Origin of the sequence: Kribbella sp. NPDC049584, from assembly GCF_040675555.1 — a bacterium.
Classification (GTDB): domain Bacteria; phylum Actinomycetota; class Actinomycetes; order Propionibacteriales; family Kribbellaceae; genus Kribbella.
Genome location: NZ_JBFAPF010000014.1, coordinates 248,258 through 268,709, shown reverse-complemented (window position 1 = coordinate 268,709; position 20,452 = coordinate 248,258). Strand labels below are relative to the sequence as shown.

Annotated in this window: 20 protein-coding genes; 5 read left to right on the top strand and 15 right to left on the bottom strand. The window is 68.3% G+C overall.

Features of this window, described 5'->3' with window-relative positions; genetic code table 11:
• Positions 1-88 precede the first annotated feature (88 nt).
• The gene (locus tag AB0J62_RS36855; protein ID WP_363881532.1) at positions 89-571 is read right to left on the bottom strand and encodes a MarR family transcriptional regulator; all 483 of its coding nucleotides are present in this window, start codon (positions 569-571) and stop codon (positions 89-91) included.
• Between the two features lie 107 nt (positions 572-678).
• On the opposite strand from AB0J62_RS36855, the gene AB0J62_RS36850 reads away from it, so the two are divergent.
• Positions 679-1,260: an NAD(P)H-dependent oxidoreductase gene (locus AB0J62_RS36850; protein WP_363881530.1), complete on the top strand. Its 582-nt coding sequence runs from the start codon at positions 679-681 to the stop codon at positions 1,258-1,260.
• Here AB0J62_RS36850 and AB0J62_RS36845 read toward each other — a convergent pair whose 3' ends face one another.
• Entirely contained in the window at positions 1,261-4,335 is a 3,075-nt protein-coding gene (locus AB0J62_RS36845; protein WP_363881563.1) for a replicative DNA helicase, read from the bottom strand. It abuts the gene before it with no gap.
• Positions 4,336-4,738: 403 nt separating this feature from the next.
• On the opposite strand from AB0J62_RS36845, the gene AB0J62_RS36840 reads away from it, so the two are divergent.
• Entirely contained in the window at positions 4,739-6,061 is a 1,323-nt protein-coding gene (locus tag AB0J62_RS36840) for an MATE family efflux transporter (protein WP_363881528.1), read from the top strand.
• Positions 6,062-6,102: 41 nt separating this feature from the next.
• On the top strand, positions 6,103-6,858 hold the full coding sequence (locus AB0J62_RS36835; protein WP_363881526.1) for a hypothetical protein: 756 nt from the start codon (positions 6,103-6,105) through the stop codon (positions 6,856-6,858).
• A 4-nt stretch (positions 6,859-6,862) separates the two neighbouring features.
• On the opposite strand, the gene AB0J62_RS36830 is transcribed toward AB0J62_RS36835, so the two are convergent.
• From AB0J62_RS36830 to AB0J62_RS36785, 10 genes are read right to left on the bottom strand one after another with little or no spacing between them, the layout of a single operon-like run.
• Complete coding sequence (locus AB0J62_RS36830; protein ID WP_363881524.1) at positions 6,863-7,213, bottom strand: YrdB family protein; 351 nt, start codon at positions 7,211-7,213, stop codon at positions 6,863-6,865.
• Positions 7,214-7,216: 3 nt separating this feature from the next.
• A complete protein-coding gene (locus tag AB0J62_RS36825) occupies positions 7,217-7,594 on the bottom strand; it encodes a DUF4913 domain-containing protein (protein ID WP_130443131.1) in 378 nt (125 codons plus the stop codon).
• Positions 7,584-9,428, bottom strand: coding sequence for a TraM recognition domain-containing protein (locus AB0J62_RS36820; RefSeq protein ID WP_363881521.1), 1,845 nt, complete (start codon positions 9,426-9,428; stop codon positions 7,584-7,586). Before AB0J62_RS36820 ends, AB0J62_RS36825 begins: the two co-directional genes overlap by 11 nt.
• On the bottom strand, positions 9,428-11,041 hold the full coding sequence (locus AB0J62_RS36815) for an ATP/GTP-binding protein (protein ID WP_238160140.1): 1,614 nt from the start codon (positions 11,039-11,041) through the stop codon (positions 9,428-9,430). Before AB0J62_RS36815 ends, AB0J62_RS36820 begins: the two co-directional genes overlap by 1 nt.
• A 37-nt stretch (positions 11,042-11,078) precedes the next feature.
• Positions 11,079-12,587 carry an SCO6880 family protein gene (locus AB0J62_RS36810; protein WP_363881519.1) on the bottom strand — a complete coding sequence of 503 codons (1,509 nt, stop codon included), beginning with the start codon at positions 12,585-12,587 and terminating at the stop codon, positions 11,079-11,081.
• On the bottom strand, positions 12,574-14,163 hold the full coding sequence (locus tag AB0J62_RS36805; RefSeq protein ID WP_363881517.1) for a hypothetical protein: 1,590 nt from the start codon (positions 14,161-14,163) through the stop codon (positions 12,574-12,576). The genes AB0J62_RS36810 and AB0J62_RS36805 overlap by 14 nt, the downstream gene beginning before the upstream one ends.
• A 1-nt stretch (position 14,164) precedes the next feature.
• Positions 14,165-15,118 carry a hypothetical protein gene (locus AB0J62_RS36800; RefSeq protein WP_363881515.1) on the bottom strand — a complete coding sequence of 318 codons (954 nt, stop codon included), beginning with the start codon at positions 15,116-15,118 and terminating at the stop codon, positions 14,165-14,167.
• Positions 15,115-15,984 (bottom strand): hypothetical protein, encoded by an 870-nt coding sequence (locus tag AB0J62_RS36795; RefSeq protein WP_363881513.1) that lies wholly within the window; start codon positions 15,982-15,984, stop codon positions 15,115-15,117. Before AB0J62_RS36795 ends, AB0J62_RS36800 begins: the two co-directional genes overlap by 4 nt.
• Positions 15,985-16,022: 38 nt before the next feature.
• Positions 16,023-16,298 carry a conjugal transfer protein TrbC gene (locus AB0J62_RS36790; RefSeq protein WP_134106534.1) on the bottom strand — a complete coding sequence of 92 codons (276 nt, stop codon included), beginning with the start codon at positions 16,296-16,298 and terminating at the stop codon, positions 16,023-16,025.
• A gap of 15 nt (positions 16,299-16,313) precedes the next feature.
• Positions 16,314-16,931 carry a DUF6668 family protein gene (locus AB0J62_RS36785; RefSeq protein WP_363881510.1) on the bottom strand — a complete coding sequence of 206 codons (618 nt, stop codon included), beginning with the start codon at positions 16,929-16,931 and terminating at the stop codon, positions 16,314-16,316.
• A 248-nt stretch (positions 16,932-17,179) separates the two neighbouring features.
• Between AB0J62_RS36785 and AB0J62_RS36780 the strand changes: the two genes are divergently transcribed.
• Together AB0J62_RS36780 and AB0J62_RS36775 are read left to right on the top strand one after the other, a co-directional pair.
• Positions 17,180-18,607, top strand: coding sequence for a hypothetical protein (locus AB0J62_RS36780; RefSeq protein WP_363881508.1), 1,428 nt, complete (start codon positions 17,180-17,182; stop codon positions 18,605-18,607).
• Positions 18,604-18,870 (top strand): hypothetical protein, encoded by a 267-nt coding sequence (locus tag AB0J62_RS36775; protein WP_363881506.1) that lies wholly within the window; start codon positions 18,604-18,606, stop codon positions 18,868-18,870. Before AB0J62_RS36780 ends, AB0J62_RS36775 begins: the two co-directional genes overlap by 4 nt.
• Before the next feature lie 212 nt (positions 18,871-19,082).
• Here the strand turns inward: AB0J62_RS36775 and rplI are convergent, their stop codons facing one another.
• From rplI to AB0J62_RS36760, 3 genes are all read right to left on the bottom strand, one after another.
• Entirely contained in the window at positions 19,083-19,529 is a 447-nt protein-coding gene (gene rplI / locus AB0J62_RS36770) for a 50S ribosomal protein L9 (RefSeq protein WP_134106530.1), read from the bottom strand.
• A gap of 14 nt (positions 19,530-19,543) precedes the next feature.
• Positions 19,544-19,777 carry a 30S ribosomal protein S18 gene (gene rpsR / locus AB0J62_RS36765; RefSeq protein ID WP_012924539.1) on the bottom strand — a complete coding sequence of 78 codons (234 nt, stop codon included), beginning with the start codon at positions 19,775-19,777 and terminating at the stop codon, positions 19,544-19,546.
• Between the two features lie 70 nt (positions 19,778-19,847).
• Positions 19,848-20,435 carry a single-stranded DNA-binding protein gene (locus AB0J62_RS36760; RefSeq protein WP_363881504.1) on the bottom strand — a complete coding sequence of 196 codons (588 nt, stop codon included), beginning with the start codon at positions 20,433-20,435 and terminating at the stop codon, positions 19,848-19,850.
• Between the last annotated feature and the right edge of the window lie 17 nt (positions 20,436-20,452).

Genomic DNA, 20,452 nt, shown 5'->3' with positions numbered 1-20,452 from the left:
CGACCGCATTACCCGTCGTGAGCCATATCCACGAACCGCGAGTAATGCCTCTGGAACCCCACAACCACATCGGCAAGCAGTAGCGCAGTTAGGATCCGTCGGTGACACCGGGGATGATCTTCGTCATCACCTTGTGCAGGGTGCGCCGTTCGCTCTCGGTCAGCGGGTCGAAGACGAGCTGCCGCACCAGCTCGACGTGGCCCGGCGCCGCCTTCACCAGCTCCGCGTAGCCGTCGTCGGTGAGTATCGCGTTGGTGAAGCGACCGTCGACGGGATCGGGTTCGCGGCGGACCAGGCCGCGGTTCTCGAGCCGGCGGATGAGGTGGGACAACCGCGACAGCTCGGAGTTGGCCAGGATCGCCAGCCGGCTCAGCCGCATCGTGTGGCCCGGCTGCTCCGACAGACCGGCGAGCACGTAGTACTCCAGGAAGCTCAGGTCCGAATCGCGCTGCAGCTGGCTGCCCAGCGCGACCGGGAGACTCGCAATTACCTGATGCAGGGCCCGCCAGGTCTCCAGTTCTTCCGCGGTCAGCCAGTGGGTCTCGGGCTCGCGGGCTCCTTCGGCGGCCATGGGTGCAGCATAGGCCACTGTGAGGCTGACTTGAATCTTCAAGTAAGCGGTCGTACCGTGGTGATTGACATGAACATTCAAGTCATCCCCTCGAAGGAGTTGTCGCTGTGAGCGACCTGAAGATCGCGATCATCCTCGGCAGTACCCGTCCCGGCCGCAACGGCAAGGCGGTGGCCGACTGGGTGCTGGCCCAGGCCCAGAACCGCACCGGGGCGACGTACGAGTTGATCGATCTGCTCGACTACCCGCTGCCGCACCTCGACGAGTCGATCCCGCCCTCGCTCGGTCAGTACGCCGGCGAGCACACGAAGGCGTGGGCCGAGACGATCGCCAAGTACGACGGGTTCGTGTTCGTCACGCCGGAGTACAACCACTCGACGTCCGGCGTGCTGAAGAACGCGATCGACTACCTGTACGGCGAGTGGAACAACAAGTCGGCCGGCTTCGTCTCCTACGGCTCGCTCGGCGGCGCCCGCGCGATCGAGCACCTCCGCGGCATCAGCGCCGAGCTGCAGCTGGCCGACGTGCGGCAGCAGTTGTCGTTCTCACTGTTCACCGACTTCGAGAACTTCAGCGAGTTCTGCCCCGGGGACCACTACAAGGAGCAGGCCGCGACCCTCTTCGACCAGGTCGAGTCCTGGGCCGGCGCCCTCAAGCGTCTCCGCCACGACCTCCCGGTCGCCGCCTGATCAACCGTCGTGGGCCATGTCGACGAACCGTGAGTAATGCCCCTGGAACGCCACCACCACATCAGCGGTCGGCCCGTTACGGTGCTTAGCCACAATGAAGTCGGCTTCACCAGGACGAGTGGACTCCCGCTCATACGCATCCTCACGATGCAGCAGGATGACCACGTCAGCATCCTGCTCCAGCGAGTTGTGTGTAGCGATACCTTCCGCGACGAAGTTGTGGGTGCCTAGGACGGTGGCGTCGTACACCTCTTGTTCGCCGAGGCTTTCGATCGTGGTGATGGTGTCCCAGAAGATGTCGTTGGTGGCCAGGACCTCCAGGTCGGCGTCGTCAAGGATGTCGGCGACCTTCGCGAGGCGCTGGCGACTCGGGGCGTGCTTCCACATCGTCGAGCCGGAGAACTGGGTGCTCATGGCGGAGGCGAACTCACGGTGCGAGACGTTGCGCGTGGCAAGGACCTCGCGGACCTTGGACCAGACCTCCTTCGGCACGGTGTCGAGGTTGGTGTTGCTCTTGATGTCACGCAAGGCGGTCGCGACCTCCAGCACCTTCAACCCACGCAGCCCGTGTACGCCGATGCCGTCGCAGAACCGCAGCTGGTTCTCGGCGCCGTAGATGTACAGGTGGTAGGTGTCGCGGTACCCGGCCTTCTTCACGGTCTTGATCCGGCTGAAGATGTTGTGGCGGAGGAGGAGGCGGGCCAGGTCGTCGGTGAGGCGGCGGCTGGTGCTGGCGTAGTAGATGCGTGCCTGGCCGGCCTTTGCGTCCCAGCGGACGGAGCCGTCGGTGGCCCAGAGGTGGCGGATGAAGTGGGCGACCTGCTCCTTGGAGAGCGCGAAGACGCCGGCCGGGATGAACTTCTCATGACTGCGCAGACCGAACAGGCCGAGGTCGTCGAGCCAGGCGGCGATCGGGTTGCGCTTGCCGCGGGCCAGTCGGTACGGCGCGGGGAGGCGGAGGGTGGTTACCCGCGCGGCGGCGTCCTCGTCGCGGATCGGGGTGATGCCGAAGCGGCGCTGAGCAGCCTCGCCGACCGCGGTCAGGTTGGCCTCGTCGATGCTCGCGTAGCGGATCGGCTGCCGCTTGACGAAGGAGCCGTCGCCGAGCAGGTGAGCAAGCAGCGTGAGCTCGTCCTCGTCCCATGGCGTCACGTCGAGGGGCGGTGGGACATGCCGGAGCGATCCCAGCCTCGCCCCCGGCGACAGCTCACCCAGCGGCTTCCATCCGTCGTACGTGAGGAAGGGGTGGTTCGCGGTGGCCTTGATCTCTCGGCCCGACGCGAGCTTCAGCCGGAAGACCTCCTTCACCCCACTCGGGAAGGCATGCGTCAGCGTCCGGGGCACCAGCTTCAGCCGGTCGTCGAGCGACCAGACCGGAATGTCGCGGGCGTCCGTCGCGAGCAGCTCGCCGAGCGAGATCTCCGCGCCGTTGTCGGCTCGCATCAGCCGGGTGTCCGCGGTCAGGCAGCCCGATTCACGTAGGTCGGAGGCCATGGGGCGTTTGTCGGAGCGTTGTTCGGAGCCTCGGTTGAGCTGGCAGATGGCTACTACAGGGAGCTCCAGTTCTTTGGCGAGGAGCTTGATGGAGCGGGAGAACTCGGAGACTTCGAGTTGGCGGGACTCGACCTTCTTGCCCGAGGTCATCAGCTGGAGGTAGTCGATGATGATCAGTTTGAGGTCGTGGCGTTGCTTCAGGCGGCGGGCCTTGGCGCGGATCTCCATCATCGTGAGGTTCGGCGAGTCGTCGATGAAGAGCGGGGCCTCGGAGACCTCGCCCATCTTGCGGGCCAGGCGGGCCCAGTCCTCGTCGGTCATCTTGCCGTTGCGCATGTGGTGCAGCGGCACCTTCGCCTCGGCGGAGAGCAGACGCATGGTGATCTCGTTGCGGCTCATCTCCAGCGAGAAGATGCAGGAGGTCAGGCCGTGCTTGATCGAGCAGGAGCGGGCGAAGTCCAGGCCCAGCGTGGAGTTGTGGGTCGGGATCATCGTCTTGCCGGCCAGATACAGATGGTCGGCGTTGTCGACCTCGACGCAGCGCACCGGTACGCCGACGACCGGGTCGACCCACTCCACCCGGCGATCGCCCTCACCGACGAGAGCGGCCGGGAAGCCGTGCCCGGTGATCTGCCGCGGCGCCGACCTGGGGATCGACGGTGTCAGTCCGGGACTCGCCGACATCGCCGTGTACAGGTCGGCGGTCGTGCAGACCACCGGGCGGCCGCCGTCCTCGACGAGCCACTGGTGCTCGGCGTCGGCGACGATCGTGCTGCCGTCGGAGAACGACAGCCGGAAACAGGGCCGGTCGACCATCACCTCGGTCGCCGCGACCACGGTGGTCGGCAGCCCGCTGGCATCGAGCAACTGGTCGCCGACCGCGACCTCGCCCATCGTGGTCCAGCCGGTCGGCGTCGGCAGCGGGGTGTCGAGGGCCAGCGCCTTCCCCATCGCGGGACGCGCGGCGACGATGATCATCTGGCCGGGGTGCAGCCCGTTGGTCAGCTCGTCGAGATCGGTGAAGCCGGTCGGCACGCCGACCATCGCGTCACCGCGGGAGTCGATCGCCTCGATCTCGTCGAGGGTGCCTTCCATGATGTCCTTCAGCGGGGCGTAGTCCTCGGCGGTCCGCTTCTCGGTGACCGAGTAGATCTCCGCCTGCGCCTCGTCGACGACATCGTCGACCTCGCCCTCGCCGGCGTACCCCAGCTGGACGATCTTCGTGCCCGCTTCCACCAGCCGGCGCAGGATCGCCTTCTCGCGGACGATGTGCGAGTAGTAGCTGGCGTTCGCCGCGAGCGGGACGGACGCGACCAGGGTGTGCACATACGGCGCGCCGCCGATCCGGGCCATGTCGCCACGCTTGGTCAGCTCGGCGGCGACGGTGATCGCGTCGGCCGGCTCACCCCGCGCATAAAGGTCGGTGATCGCGTCGAAGACGCTCTCGTGGGCCGGCCGGTAGAAGTCGGTGCCGCGCAGCGTCTCGATGACGTCGGCGATCGCGTCCTTGCTCAGCATCATCGCGCCGAGCACGCACTGCTCGGCCGCCAGGTCCTGCGGTGGGGTGCGGTCGAAGCCCATCTCCGGCCTGCGCTCTTCGTGGCCGCCGTCCTGGCCCCCGCGGAACTCCGCCACGCTCACTTCGCCCGACCTCCTCGTCCGCCGCCGCCCGGCCAGTGTGGACCTGATTCGAACATCTGCTCGAATCCTAGCCCGGCCCGCCGACACTTTCCGGCAGCAGGCCTCGCGACCGTACGCCGCTGCCGTCGCCCAATGCCACCCAGCCGTCCACAGGGGGTGTGGACGAACTGTGGGAAACTCCGTGAAGGGCTGTGCACAGGCTGCGAACAACCCTGTGGATATCTGTGGACGTTTGCCCACAACATCGGCGTGACCTGCGGTTTCTCCCGTGCACAACTGTGGAGAAGAAAAAGTCTGAGACGAATTTCCAGCGCTCCCCGCCGTCGTGGGTAACCTCGCTCCGGTGAGACGCAGACGATGGGTGGGCGAACAGGATCGGGAGATCCTCCGGCTGGCCGTCCCGGCGTTCTTCGCGCTGGTCTCCGAGCCGCTGATGCTGCTCGCGGACTCCGCGATCGTCGGCCACCTCGGTACGCCGCAACTCGCCGCGCTCGGCGTCGCCGGCACCATCCTGCAAACCCTCGTCGGCATCTGCGTCTTCCTTGCCTACGGCACCACGTCCGCGGTCGCGCGGCGGATCGGCGCCGGCGACCACAAGGGCGCGCTTGCGCAGGGCATCGACGGACTCTGGCTCGCCCTGCTGCTCGGCGTCGTACTGGCGTTGCTGGGGCTCGCGCTCGCGCCGCAGGCCATCGCGGCGTTCGACCCCTCACCTGAGGTGGCCGACTACGCGGTCACCTACCTGAGGATCTCGTGCTTCGGGATCCCCTCGATGCTGCTCCTGCTCGCGGCGACCGGCGTACTGCGAGGACTGCAAGACACCAAGACCCCGATGGTCGTCGCGATCACCGCCAACCTGGCAAACATCGGGCTCAACGTCCTTCTCGTCTACGGCATCGGCCTCAACATCGCCGGCTCGGCCCTCGGTACGGCGCTCGCGCAGACGGGCGCCGGCGTCGCGCTGGTGGTGGTCGTCGTCCGCGGGGCCCGCCGCGACGGCGCCAAGCTCCGGCCGGACCGCCCCGGCATCCTCGCGTCCGCGCAGATGGGCGTACCGCTGATCGTCCGGACCCTGACGTTGCGTGCGGCAATCATTCTGCTCACCTTCGTCGCCACCGCCCTGGGTACGACGTCGGTCGCCGCGCACCAGGTGGCGTTCACGCTGTGGTCGTTCCTCGCGCTCGCCCTGGACGCGATTGCGATCGCCGCGCAGGCGCTTACCGGTCGCGCACTCGGCGCCGGTGACGTCGCAGGCACTCGCACGATCACCCGGCGGATGATGTGGTGGGGCCTGTTCTCCGGCGTGATCGGCGGCCTCGCGCTGTGGGGTCTGCGCGGCATCTACGTCCCGTGGTTCACCAGCGATCCCGAGGTACGCCGTACGCTCGCGGCCATCCTGATCGTCGCCGCACTGTGGCAACCGGTGAACGGCGTGGTGTTCGTACTGGACGGTGTGCTCATCGGCGCGGGCGACGGAAAGTACCTGGCCGCCGCGGGCGTCATCGCTCTCGTGCTGTATGTGCCGCTCGCCCTGGCGGTGCTCTGGCTCGGCGGCGGGATCGTCGCGCTCTGGTGGGCATTCGGCGGGTACATGCTGCTCCGATTCATCACGCTGACCACTCGCGAGCGGCGCGACGGCTGGCTCGTCACCGGAGCTACCCGCTGACCCTGCGGTGCGGCATCGTGGAGCGGAAGGAAAGGAGCGGCATGCCCGACACCGACGACGACCAGTCCGTCGAGCTCGACCCCGTACAGCGGGAGCAGGGCGACGACGACACTGAGGCCGCCCGTGAGCGGCGTGCCGCACAGGCGCGAACCGAGGCCGACCGGCAGGTCGTCGCTGATCTGACGCTCGACGAGGACGTGGAGCGCCGGGTCGAGGAGGAGCAGGCCCTCGTCGAGGAAGAGGACGAGGCGGCACGCGCCGAACGTCTTGAGCTCGCCACCAAGGAGCAGCAGGAGCTGGACGAGCATCGCGACCGCGAGCAGCTCCTCGATGCCACTGCGGAGACCACGAGGGCGTTCGAGCTCGCGTACGTCGACGAGGCGGCCCGCGACCGGTACCGTGCCCTCGCCACGACGGAGACGCAGCGGTCCGTCGGCGACCTGGCCCGCGGCAGGCACGAGCTCGACGAGGCGGCGGCATACCCCGACGAGCCCGGTTCGGTCGGACTGGCCGCGAAGGGCCGGCGCGACGAACGCGCGAGCGGCATCGAGGCGCGTCGCGCGGAGTCCGACGACCGCATCGCCGACAGGTACGACGACTCCGCTCAGGAACACCGCCGCGAGGCTCGGCAGGCGCAGCCGGACGCCGTCGAGGCCGTCCGTACCCCGCCCGGAGGAACGCCGGAGGCACAACTCCCTCAGGCCCGCCGCCACGTCCGCGGACCCAAGAGCAGACCGCGAAACCTTCAGCGCCGCAAGCCGCAGCAGCAGAACGACGGGATCGACCTCGACCTGTAGAGCCCTAGGGCTGGAGATTCTGGGTCTGGATGATCAGCAGGTTCGCCGCGACCACGACGACGAACACGACGGCGAGCAGCGGGTGTCCCAGGCTCCACAGGGCGGCACCCGCGAGGCCGAACACCAGCACCTTCACGATCCACCGCACCACCGGCGTACCGCGGGTGGCGGTCGGTGCTGCGAACAGTCCCCAGAGCACCGCGGTCACCAGCGGTAGCCCGATCGCGAGCAGCCATCGGGCGAGCGCCGCACCACCGGTCTCCCAACCCCACCAGGCAAAGATGCCTAGGGCAACCAGTTCGACGAGGAACGCCAGCAGCAGGTTGCCCCACTTCCAGAGATTGAACACAGTCACGTGTCAGATGCCGCGGATGTTCGGCTGGCGCTGGTCGAAGAACAGGCCGGCCGGCGGCTCCTGCACGGGCAGCGGCGGGATCGGGTAGTCGGTGTGGACGTTGTTCCGGCAGGCCGCGAACGGGCCGTCCGGGTCGAGCAGCGCCATCATGTGCGGGTCCGCGTGGTCACGCCACCAGACCGACATCCCGGTCGCCGGGTCGAGTCGCAGGTGCTCCCACGCGCGCCAGATCGAGTCGAGCCGGCTGAGCGCCTCCGCGTGCCGGTACCACTCGGGGCACCAGACGAACTGCTGCCCGAGCCGCCGGGTGTAGAGGTAGATCAGCCGGTCTTCGACGAACGCCGCGACGTGTGGATAGAAGAGCTCCTGTTCACCATCCACCTCGGTTGTCCCCTTCGTTCTGCTCCCAGACCGGCCGGTCCGGGCCGCGCTGCGGCGGGGGCGCCTGTCCGCCGGTGCCTGCGGCCACCCACGGGTTGTTGCTCACCGGAACGTTCGCCGCCGCTCCCGGATCGTACTTCGCCAGCGAGGCCTTCACCGCACCGGCGTCGGGCCGGGTGAACCAGGGGACGGTCTTCACCAGCGTCGCCGGGATACCCGACGGGAACACGACCGCGCGACCGGGCGGCATCGAGGCGAGGTCGGAGACCTCCATGATGTTGTGCCGCTGGACCTGCGAGCTGGTCCCGCGCTTGCCCTCGTTGTACGACACGGAGTTCGAGTTGATGTCGTAGTCGCCGATCATCTTGCTCAGGTTCTCGAGGAAGGACGCGTCCGCCGCGCCACCGCCGTACACCCGGATGTTGGCCGAGCCCCAGAGCTTCTGCATGCCGTGGTCCCCCCAGCACTCCTGACCCTGCGCCCAGGACTGCAGGATCGTCATCAGCACGATGCCGCGTGAACCGAAGTGCGAGTACAGGTCGGGGAGGTTCTTCCACCGGCACACGTTCGCGGCCTCGTCCAGTACGCCGACCAGCGGGCTGGGCATGCGGCCCATCGGGCAACCGCGGGCGAACTGCTCCGCCGCCTCGACGACGGCCACCGTCAGCGCGGTGACCAGCGGGCCCGCCGTACCGGCGCCTTCCTTGGAGAGGCTGTAGAGCGTGCCGCCCTTGCGGACGAACTCGTGCGGGTTGAACTGCGGGCGGTTGTCGTTCGGCCCGCTCGGGACGACCCAGCGGGTGACCTTGCGGTTGACCAGGAACTGCGCGCTCTGCTGCGCCGTGCCGTAGACACCGGCGCGCTGCTTGTCCGGCGCGTTGATGACACCGGACAGCGCGTCGGCGGACAGCTGCAGGCCCGGGGTGTTGCGCAGGATCCGCTCGGGCTCGTCGTTCCGCTGGTCGGCGAGCCAGCTGTAGACCTGCGTGATCGGGCGCTTGGCCACCGCGGCAGCCAGAAGCAGACCGGCCAGCAGGTCGGTGCCGGCGGCGTCGAAGAACGCGTCGGTCTGGGCGCCGACCTGCCGCTGCGACGCGACGAAGTGCTCGGCCAGCTCACGGGCCTTGGTCTCGTCGGTGATGTAGCTCAGCGGGTTCCACCACCAGGTGTTCGGCTCCTCGCAGACCTCCTGCGGGTCGAACACCCAGACGGGGCCCTTCTCCGAACGCGGCCCGCGGGTCGCGTCGACGATGTCCCGCTTGTTGGAGGTGGCGATGACACACCCCGGCGCGTCCAGGATCGCCGGCACCGCGCGCGACGTGGTCTTACCGGTGCGGGGACCCCAGATGTCGACGTGCATGTCTTCCCAGTTGCCGAAGACCTCGAGGTTGTCCCGGACGGTGCGGCCGATCAGGATGCCCGGACCGGCGTGCCCGGCGCCGAGCTGGTTCGCCTTCTCCTGCGCGCCTTCGCGGGTGAGCTTGTAGATCTCGGACCGCTTCGACATCAGCTGCGCCTGCCGGTCGACCCGGCCGACCGACTTCTGCCGGCTCCGGAAGTACCAGAAGCCGGTGCCGACCAGACCGAACAGCACGACCAGTTCGATGATCAGTACGCCGGTGGCCGCGCCGGACCAGTCCCGGTGCCCCTTCATCAGATCGACGATCGCGTCGAACGGGTTGCCTACCGGCGGCGAGCCGTTGATCGCCGCCGCGACCTTCATCGCGCCCCAGAGCGAGAACACGACCAGGGCGAACAGACCGACAGCGGTGAAGATCAGGATCGACTCGGGCGACAGCCCGCCCGGTCCGGTGCTTTTCCTGCCCTGGGCCATTACTCGTCAACTCCCGTTCGGGCGACCACTCGGGTGGTGGGGTCGGGCGGCGGCAGCATGGCCGGATCGTCCAGGTTGTACTCGCCGACGACCGCCTCGCTGCCGTCCGGTGCGACCTCCACCTTCAGCGGCTTGCCGTCTTCGCCGGTTTTCCACAGCTTGTTGGTGTCGTTGATCTCGCGCTCGACCGAGGTCAGGCCGACGTGCACCGGGATCCCCGGGCGGCCACCGACCTTGACCAGGAAGTTGCCTCGACCAGGGGGCGCGGCCTCCTGACCGGTGGCCGGGTCCCAGGCGGGCGGGTCCTGCCAGCCGATGAGCATGTTCTGCTCTTCCTGCGACATCGGCACGACCTCGGTCAGGTTGTCCATCTCGGCCCGCGGCAGACCACCGCAGATGACCATGCCGGAACGCTCGACGAAGCCCTTCGCCTTCATCCGGTCCTCGGGCAGCTCCAGCGCCAGCAGGTCGGACATGGTGTGCGAGATCATCGCCATCCCGACACCACGCTGCCGGTTCAGACGGGTCAGCGCGTCGACCCGGTCGACCAGGCCGCGCCCGGCCCGCAGTACTCGCCAGAGCTCGTCGAGGATGACGAAGTAGTGCCGCCGCGGCTCGAGGCCGGCATCAGCAAGCGCCTGCGAGACCGCGACCGCGCCGAACCCGTACGACCAGCAGGCCAGCAGTACGGCGGCCTGCAGGCTGGTCTCGGAGTCGTCGATGTTGGACACGTCGAACACGACGGGCCGGTCGAGCTGCATCGGGTTGTCGGTCTGCTCGGAGAAGATCTCACCGAGCCGGCCGCCGCCGACCAGACCGATCAGCGATGCCTCGAGGCCTTCGGTGATCTGCCGGTACCGGTCCAGGCTGCCGCGGTCCAGGGCGACGTTGCGGACCCGGTCCGGGGCGTCCTGCACGACCTGGAGCAGGTCGCGAAGCACCGGCGTGCCTTGGAAGCGCTCGTCGAGAACCTTGAGCGCCTCGTCGAGGATCGTCTCCTCGCGGTCGTTCGGCGGCTGCGATCGCATGATCGAGATCAGCGCCGAGACCATCGTCTGCCGGCGGCCGTGCGCGTCGGCCTGGATCGCCTCGCGGGCCTTGCCGGTCAGGCGGAGCGCGGCCTCGCGGGACTCGCCCGGGTCGAGGACGTTCAGGTGCCCTCGGCCACGACCGAGCTGGATGACCTGGCCGCCAAGGGCCTCGATCAGGTCTTTGTAGTCGGGCTTGAGGTCGCCAAGCACGAGCGGCATCACGCCGTACCCGGCCAGGCCCAGCGCCATCCGCCGGGTGATCGTCGACTTGCCCAGACCCGGCTTGCCGAGCACGAACATCGACGGGTTCGAGATCAGCTTGGCCCGCATGAACCAGCTGATCGGGTCGCAGCACATGGTCGCGCCGGACAGGATGTTCCGCCCGATCGGCACCCCGACCATCGGGCTGCCGGTGCCGGCCGCGAACGGCCACATACCGCAGACCTGCACCGTCGTCCCGCGCCACTCCGGTGCTGCCTGCAGGTACGTCGAATAGCCGCCGCCCGGTCCGGGCCAGCCCCGCGGCATCGGCCGCTTGCCCCGCTTGGTCGGCTCGACCGGCTTCTTCTGCTTCTGGCTCACTGTGACTCCCCAGAGGTCACCGTGCTGCTTTGCTCGATCATAGAGACTCCCGCAGGCCGGCCGGCACGGCCAAGTGGTTCTGCAGGACGACGCCCAGCGGCAGCGCGGACACGAAGGCGGAGTCCTGCGAGCCGTACGCCGGGCGGAGCAGGACGCGCGCCGTCGCGCCCAGATTGTCCATCGCGGCGATCATGTCCGGGATCTGCTCGACCGTCATCACCGTGCCGGTGACGACCATGCCGAAGTTGACCAGACCCGCACCGCGCGCTTCCTCCTGCGCGGACCGCTCGGCAGCCCGCGCCTCGGCCAGGCTGCGTGCCGACGGCCGGCTCGACGTACTGGCACGGAACGACGCGTTGCGCTTGTCGGCCTCGACCATCCGGGCCGACGTACCAGCGTCCAGCGGACGGTAGAGCAGGGTGACGCGCTTGCGGTCGATGTCGACATGCGGCGCGACCAGCTGCGACAGCACCGACGAGAACACCTCACCACGTGGCGCCTGCGACATCTGCCACGTCACCGACCAGGCCGAGTCGTGCCGGTACTTGTCCCAGAACGCCTGCGCACCGGACGGGCCGACGTCGGTCCACTGGAGCTCGGGCGGCATGCCCTGACTGCGAGCCTCATCGATCAGGACGGCGGACGCCGGGTCGTAGGCGATCCGGATCGCCTCGCACAGCTCCTGCGCGTTGACCGGACGGGCCGCACCCGCGCCGGTCGCGTTCAGGCTCTGGGTCAGCGCGGGCAGCCGGGCCGCGAGCTCGCGACCCATGTCGTCTTCCTTGCGGCGCTTGCCGCTGCGGTCGGTGCCCTTGAAGGTCAGGGCGACCCGGGCGGAGACGAGCGCCGAGCCCTCGGGGTACGTCTGCACGACCTCGGTCAGCATCGCGCGGGCGATGGCCGGCGTACCGTCCATCATGTTGTTGCCGACCTCACGACGTAGCCGGATGCCGGTGTCCGGCGCGCTCTCGACCGTCACCGAGGCAGCGACGATGCCCGGCTCGTGACCGAGCGACGCCAGCCACTGTCCCCAATGCGCTACCCACACATCCACCTGGTCCTCGTCCACCAGCGAGGCGCCGTCCGGCTCCGCGTTGATGACGACCGTGAAATGCCGGGTGCTCGGGTAGTAGAGCAGGGCGAACGGGCGCCCGTACGAGTCCTGGTACTCGCTCAGCTGGGAGGAGGCGGCCAGGCCGGGGAGCTGGAACTTGCCCCACGCGGTACGGCCGAGAGGACCGGATCGGTAGATGTTGTGCTTTGCCATCTTTGCTCGCTGCCATCCAATTCGGGTCGAGATCCGTTGCAGCGTGGACTGCCCATGCTTGTCCTTGGTCATCAGCAGCAGCAGTACGACGCCGACGACCAGCAGCGTGATCATCGCTGCGGGCAGACCGCCGGACATCGTCGCGATGACGACCATCAGCAGGCCACCCATCAGGATGGCCGTGCCGAGCATGCCCAAACCGCCGATACCCGCCGAGGCGGGCTGGCGCCAGTTGCCGTAGGTGCGAGGTGCGCGTCGTACGTTCTCAGCCGCTGCCACTTGGGCCTTCCGGTGTCGGTTGGTCGTCGCCTCCGCCGCTGCCACTCGGGCCAGACGGAGGTGGAGGCTGGTTGCCTCCGCTGCTCTGCTGTCCTCGGCCTCCGCCCCGGTTCGGGTCGCCGGTGCCGCCGCTTCCACTCGGGCCACTGCTCTGGGACGAAGACTGCGCGGCCGCGTCGCCCTGGTCGGTGGTCTCGGCCGCGGCCGCCTTGCCGGCGTCCGAGATGCCCTTGGCAACCGCGACACCCACCACGATCGGAGCAGCCACAGCCGCTACCGGCGCGGCCGCCGCGGCGCCGGCACCTGCACCCGCCGCTCCAGCTCCAGCCCCGGCCCCAGCACCAGCGCCTGCTCCGGCTGCCGCACCTTCGCCACCGGCCGCGGCACCCTCACCGGCGCCCGCTGCGCCCTCACCGGCTCCGCCACTACCGCTCGGTGCCTGCTGCTGTGCTCTGCCGACGTTCTGGGCGCCGGTCGGGCCGTCGCCTCCGCCCCCGCCGCCGTCGTCGGCGCCTTGGCTGGTCTGCTTGTTCGCCAGGTCGCCGAGCTTGTCCATGCCGGGCATCATCCTGGCCGCGAGCATGCCCGCGCCGGCCGCGCCCGCGGTCGCCGAGACCATCGGCACGATGAACCGCATCAGGGCCGGCAGCGCGAACAGCGCGAGCACCAGCATCGTCAGGCCGGTGATCACGTTCATCACCAGGCTGCCGACGTCGGCCGCGTTGGTGCCGTCGAAGTGCAGCGGGGCGCCGTTGTTCGAGACCAGGCGGATCGCTGTCGCGTAGACGATCGCCGCCACCGGTTTGTAGAGGATGAAGGCGAGCAACCACGCGATTATTCGTTTGAACCAATTTCGGCCCATCTCGGTATTCGTCGCGGCGGCCGAGATCGGCAGTACGCCGAGCAGCAGGATCAGCATCGCGCTGCGGACGACCATCAGCACGATCTGGATCACGCCGGCGATCACGCACAGGATGCCGACCGCGATCATGATGCCGATCAGCAGCGGTGAACCGGCGAGTGCCGCGACCGCGGCGAAGCCCAGCACCACGGACATGCTCGCACCGAACGCCTTCGCGTCGCCGGAGCCCATCTTGTCGCAGTTCCTGATCCAGAGGTCTCCGCTCGAACTCAGCGAGGAGCTGACGATGCACTTGGAGAACGTGTCGCCGGCGGTGATCAGCGCCTGCGCGACGGCGATCGAGAAGGCCGAGGCAACACTAAGGGTGATCAGCGAGCGGAGCAGATCGCGAGCCGTCTCACCGCGCTGCGTCCAGGCCATCTGGATTGCGCCGACGATCAGCCCGATCGCCGCGATGAACAGCGCGATGAACTGCGTGTGCGACCAGACCCAGCTGACCGTGTCGTTGGCCGGCTGGCCCGGAGAGCCCTCGACCGACGGTGTCGGCACGTAGATCCAGAACGTCGCGATCGTGGACATCAAGGTCCCGACCGCACCGGAGATTGCGTCGAGGATGGGCTGGAACACGAACTTCATCACCGCTTCCATAGCGGGGGCAAGGACCGCCGAGACGGCTTCTTTCAGCAGATCCGTGGCCCAGTTGAGCGGAATCATGTCAAGACGTCCTCGGGGAGACGAATCGAAGAATGGCGGGGAGCGCGACGATCGCCAGGACCATCATCGTGGCGCCCGTGACGATCTTCAGGGTCTGCGGCGTCCCGGCCGGCGCACCGTCCACGGTCGGCACCGACATCAGGTAGATCGCGGTCGCGTAGATCAGTGCCGCGACCGGTTTATAGATGATGAATCCGGCCAGCCAGCTGAGCGACCGCTTGAACCACATCATCCCCATATCGGTGTTGGTCGCGGCCGCGGTCAGCGGGAGCACGCCGACCAGCAGCACGAGCATGCCGTAGCGGATGATCATCAGCGCGAGCTGGATGATGGAGGAGATCACCATCAGGATGCCGACGAAGATCACGAGCAACCAGCCGAACTGCTCGGCGGGACTCTTCAGCGGATTCACCAGCGCTTCCGTGAGCGCATCGGTGAAGCAGGCGTCCTTGGTATTCGCCGGATTGGCCGTGTCCAGAACCGGGACGGCGACACAGTGATTCTTGGCGCTCAGCGCCTCGTGGACGATCCAGGTGGAGAACCCGTCCGCTGCCGCGATCAGCGTCCCGGCGAAGGCCGTCGCGGAGGCCGTCACTACGACCAGGGTGATCAGCGACCGGAGGATCTCCTTGGCCGGCTCACCGCGGTGCGAGATCGCCATCTGGACCGCGCCGACGATGACCGCGAGCGAGGCGATGAACACCATGATGAAGTTCGTGTGCTGCTGCACCCAGATGGCCGGGGTGTTCTGCGCGATGTCCGGGGTCTGGATGTTGATCCAGAGCAGGGCGACGGCCTTCATCACCGCCTCGACGGCATTCACGACGACGGTGGCGATGGCCTGGAAGATGAAGTCGAAGAACTTGCCGAAGGCCCATTGGATCGCGGTCTGCAGGCCGTCCCGGATGCAGTCGTCCCAGTCCCACGGCCACTTGGAACATCCAAGGGCGATCATGACGCACCACTGAACCTAACGTAGCCGTTGAGACTGGACAGGATGTCCGGCTCGACCGAGCCGTTGAAGGTGCCGTCGTCCTGCAGCACGGCGTACCAGTCGCCGTGCGACCACTGCATGGTGATCTGCAGTGCGCCGTACGCCTTGTTGTTGAGGTTCGCAACGACCTGGATGATCGTCGTGGTGGCGTTCGGCGGGTAGTAGAGCACCTTGAAGCCGGAGAACTGCACGTCGCCGGCCTCGGTCGGCGGGGTCTGGATCTCGGACCTGGCCGCGGCGATGGCAGCGTCCCGGCCCGGACCGGGCAGCACCCGCGTCTTCAACGCGGCGAGACTGACCTCAGGGTTCTGCACCTGGCCCAGGAGAACCATCGCCGCGAACACCGCGCCGGTCGGCGAGTGCGCGAAGCAGGAGCGCACGCCGTTCGCGGAGGTGGACGCAGGCCCGGCCGCAGCCTGGATCGGGACCAGCATCTCGCCCTCGAACTGCCACGTGACCGCAGCCGGCGCGGCTAGCCGCGGGATCGCCTGATCCGGGTTGCTGTCGTGGCACCCACCGGTGTGACTGTTCGGTGGTGGCGGAGCCGTCCTGGTAGCGGTCGGCTGCTCGGTCGGCTGCCCGGTCGGCGTGGCAGGCGGCCCGCTCGACTCCGTGGGCTGTTCAGTGGGGGCGATGGTGCTCGGCGACTGGCTGGGATTGGCTGCCGGAGTGTCCGAGCCGTTACTGGCAACCGCCCAGACCAGCAGGCAGATGAGCACGGCTCCGATGACGATCGCCGACGCGACGAAGCCACGCTCCTCGAGGAAGCTGCGCTTTTCGCCGTCAGAATCGCCATCGGAATCCGGATCCCTGCTGAACAGTCCCACCTGCGATCAGCCTCCGAGCAGGTCGCCGCTGACCACGATCACTTCAGGGCGTCGACGAGTGCCGTCGCCGCACCGATCACGATGCAGGCCGCCAGGACCCAACCGAGGCGGGCGGCGTGCTCGCCACCTTCACCGCGGCGCTGGCCGACAGCCATCATGCCGCCGGCGATCAGGATGCCGAGCGTGCAGACCGAGTACGCGATCCACTTGACCCAGCCGAGCACCTTGTCCAGGCCGGGCTGGACGCCGGGAGGCGCGTCGAGCGGGAGCGTCATGGTGTTGAGCTCCATGACCACGTGGTGTACCAACATCATGGTTGTGAATACCTTTCAGTACGGGGCGGGGTAGTCCGCTGGGTTTGACGCGCGAAGAGCGTAGATGGATTCAAGGACTTCGAAGACCTCGTCCGGGGTGTTGTCAGGCGTGGGAGCCTCCCCTCTGCGCCACTCCTCGATCCAGGGGATGTCCCAGACCCTCGGAACACCTCCGCCGACGATGTCGGCGAAGTCGTCGAGCACGCGGGGCAGCCGGCCCGGTGCGTCCGCGATCAGCACCAGGCCGAGCACAGCCACTCCCTGGACGACACCCGAGGCCCACTCGATCGCGGCTCGTTGCGCGGCACGCAGACCGGACCCGTGGGTGCGCGCGACCAGGATCACCGGGGTCGGCACCGGCGGCGGCGGGATCGGCCAACGGTGGTTGGCCGCCCGGGTCCCCGGCAGGAGCAGAGACATCGTGGACTCGCCGGCGCCACCGTGCACACCGACCCACCACAACGTGTCTGCCACCGGGATCGCGAACTTGGGCAGGCGCTGATCCTCCGCGGGCGCCGGCACCCCGTGCTGCGGGGCGGACGGCCCCCGAGGGGTGAGGTCCGGCTGGGTGGGGCGCGGTGACGGCGGTTGCGGACCCGGAGACTGATCTCGTGTCCACGGGTTCTGCGTCATGGCCCCTCCTCTCGCGGTGCGTCACAGGCTGTCGCCCACAGTATTCTCTCGCTTTCCGGGTGTACTTTCGTGACCCATCCACAGGCGAGGATGTTTCTACCCCCTTGTCGGGGTCAGTCGAGCCGCCGGGCTCGTGTGGTTTCTGCCTGCCCGGAATCCCTGGCATGCCTCGTGCGGGGGACATGCTAGAACGAGGACGTCGGAGTCGGATGAGCGAGGGAGATCTGTGGCGGGAATGAGAGGACATCGTGGCTGAGAAGATCCCCTCCTGGCCGAAGGTCACGATTCGGCTGTACGACGACCACAACGCCGAGGTGAAGATCGCCGGCCGGAGCCACCCGGTCAATCACCACGATCCGCGACAGGCCGCGATCCAGCTCGTCAGCGAGCGGGCCGCCCAGCTGGGCCGCGCGGTGAAGGCAACCGCGGTCGAGTCCGACGGCGCCTCCTGGCCGCTCATCATCCACCCGGACGGACAGGTCGAGGCGATCGAGGCCGACTCCGGCCGGGGCCGCAACGGCGGCCAGAAGCCGATCTGGCCGATCGTCGTCGCGATGGTCGTGGGCTGCGTCCTGGTCATCGGCACGATCGTGTTCGTCGCCGTGATCAAGCCCAACCTGCACAAGAAGCCGACCGTCACCGCGTCCCCGCTGCTGCCGTCCCTCCCGGCGCCCCAGGTCAGCCCGGACGAGTTCCCGCCGGGGAACGTGCCGCCGGGTTTCACGGCCCACGCCGGCTGGACGGTCAACATCGCCGAGAACACCTCGCCCGCGGTCAAGCCGGACGGCACCGAGGTCGCCATCCTGACCGCCGACGGGAAGGTCGCGGTTTTCGATGCCAATGGCAAGGTGTTGTGGCAGGACGAGGTACCGAACGACGCCGAGAGCCCGGTCTACACGACCATCGACGGCAAGCTGGTCCTGGCGGTCGCCACGCAGGACACCTTGATCTACTGGGCCGGCGGCGGCGCGGAGCCGAAGAAGGTCGGGCTCCCCGACGGGGCGAAGGTGCAGTTCTTCGGCAAGTCCCCGCTGATCACGCTGAGCGGGACCGGCGGCGCGATGGTGATGTCCGGCGGCGAGCTCAAGGCCGTGCCGAACCAGCCGCGGCTGTCGACGATCCTGCTGGCCGAAGGCGATCGCGCGCTGATGTCGCAGTACCGTGGCCCGCTGTTCTGGAGTGCGCCGGACAAGCCGCTGCAGAAGATCACGCCGCAGAAGCCTGGCGGCGCGATCTCCGACAAGCCCCAGCAGGTGCTCGCCGCGAGTCCGGACTACGCACTGGCGGTCTGGCAGACCAAGGATCCCGAGAAGGTGATCCCCACTGTGCACTCGACCGCGAGCGGCAAGGTCGTCGCGGTCTGCCAGCCGGCGTCGGCAACAGATGTCCAGTCCTGGGACTGGGTGCCCGACCCGAACCGCCGGATGGCCGCCTGGGGTGAATGCCTGATCAACCTGGCCACCCCCGGGACCGTGCGGATCCAGGACTTCCATCCACTGTCGATCACCAGCCCGTTCATCTACGGCACGATCGGCAGCAAGATGTACGCCGTCACGCCGGGCAAGCCACAGCACCTGCTCGACCCGGCTCCGGTCCGCCCGTGGGGAATCGCCGGCAACCACGCGATCATCGTCTACGCCTCAGTCCTCTACGCACTGAACCCGGCCCCCCGATGAACGAACCACTGCGCCGGGCGGTGCTGACGCTGGCGGCGGTCGGTGTGCTGCTGCTGCCGTCCGCCCAGGCGCTTGCCGATGACAACGAACCGGTACCTACCGAGTGGCCGACGGTCGCCCTGCCCGACGACAACGACGGCGAGGCCGCGCAGCCCGCGCCGGTCGAGTGGCCGGCGGTGACGAAGTCGGACGACACCAGCGACAGCTCGTCCGAACCCGCTCCAGTCGAATGGCCGACCGTCCAGGAACAACCCGGCGGCTGAACAACCCCTCGGCAAGCCCGTCGAGCTGGTCGAGCCGATCGAGCCCGTCGAGCGGTCCAGCCGGTCGAGCCCGTCGGGCAGGTTGAGCCGGTTGAGCCCGTCGAGCTGGTCGAGCCGGTTGAGCCGGTCGAGCCGGTGGAGGACAAGACCCTGGGAAGGCGAAAGGCCCGCGTTCCCTTTCGGGGGGCGCGGGCCTTCGGGTGTTGATGGGGTCAGCTGGCGGCTACCTCGAGGCGGACCGTGGCGGCCACCTCTGGGTGCAGCTGGACCGCGACCTGGTGCTTGCCGGTCGTCTTGATCGGCGACGCGATCGCGATCGCGCGCTTCTCGACCAGCGGGCCGCCCGCGGACTTGATCGCCGTGGCGATGTCGGCCGGGGTGACCGAGCCGAACAGGCGGCCGGTGTCGCCGGCCTTGACGGCCAGGGTCACGTTGAGCTGCTCGAGCTGGTTCTTGACCTCGCTCGCGTGCTCCTTGCCCTGGATCGCCCGGGCGTCACGCGCCCGCTTGATCGTCTGGATCTGCTTCTCGGCGCCGCGGGTCCAGCCGATGGCCAGGCCGCGCGGGACCAGGTAGTTACGGCCGTAGCCGTCCTTCACCTCGACGATGTCGCCGGGAGCCCCGAGGCCCTCGACCTCCTGAGACAGGATGAGCTTCATGGTCCGCGCCTCCCTCAGCGAGCGGTGCTCGTGTACGGCAGCAGGGCCACCTCACGAGCGTTCTTGATAGCGGTCGCGACATCGCGCTGGTGCTGCACGCAGTTCCCGGTCACCCGGCGGGCGCGGATCTTGCCGCGGTCCGAGATGAACTTGCGCAGCAGCGCGGTGTCCTTGTAATCGACGTACGTCGCCTTGTCCTTGCAGAAGCCGCAGACCTTCTTCTTCGGCTTCCGAATGATCTTGGCCATTGTGGTGCTCTCTTCCTATTTCCAGAGCCCGGCGAGTGCCGGAATGGTCCCTAACGGGTTTGCGGGCCGATCAGAACGGAGGCTCCTCCATCGAGCCGCCGCCCTGGCTGGCCCAGGGGTCGTTCTGCGGGGCGGACTGGCCGCCACCACCTTGCGGGGTTGCCCAGGGGTCGTTCTGCTGGCCGCCCTGACCGCCGCCGTAGCCGCCGCCCTGGTTGCCACCTCCCTGGTTGCCGCCGCCACCGAACTGCTGGCCGCCACCACCGCCACCACCGAAACCGCCACCGTCGGAACGCGAGGTCTTGGAGATCTTCAGCGTCGCGTAGCGCATGCTCGCGCCGATCTCCTCCACGTCACACTCGAAGACGGTGCGCTTGTTCCCGTCGCGGTCGTCGTAGCTGCGCGCCTTGAGGCGGCCGGTGACGACGACCCGGGAACCGCGGGTCAGGGACTCGGCAACATTCTCGGCAACCTGACGCCACACCGCGCACGAGATGAAGAGGGTTTCCCCGTCCTTCCACTCGTTCGATTGCCGGTCCAGCGTCCGCGGAGTGCACGCGACGGTGAAATTCGCCACCGCGGCGCCCGAGGGCGTGAAACGCAGTTCCGGATCACCCGTCAGATTTCCGATCAGGGTGATAGGTGGTTCGCCTGCCATTGCCGTTCCTCCTGCTA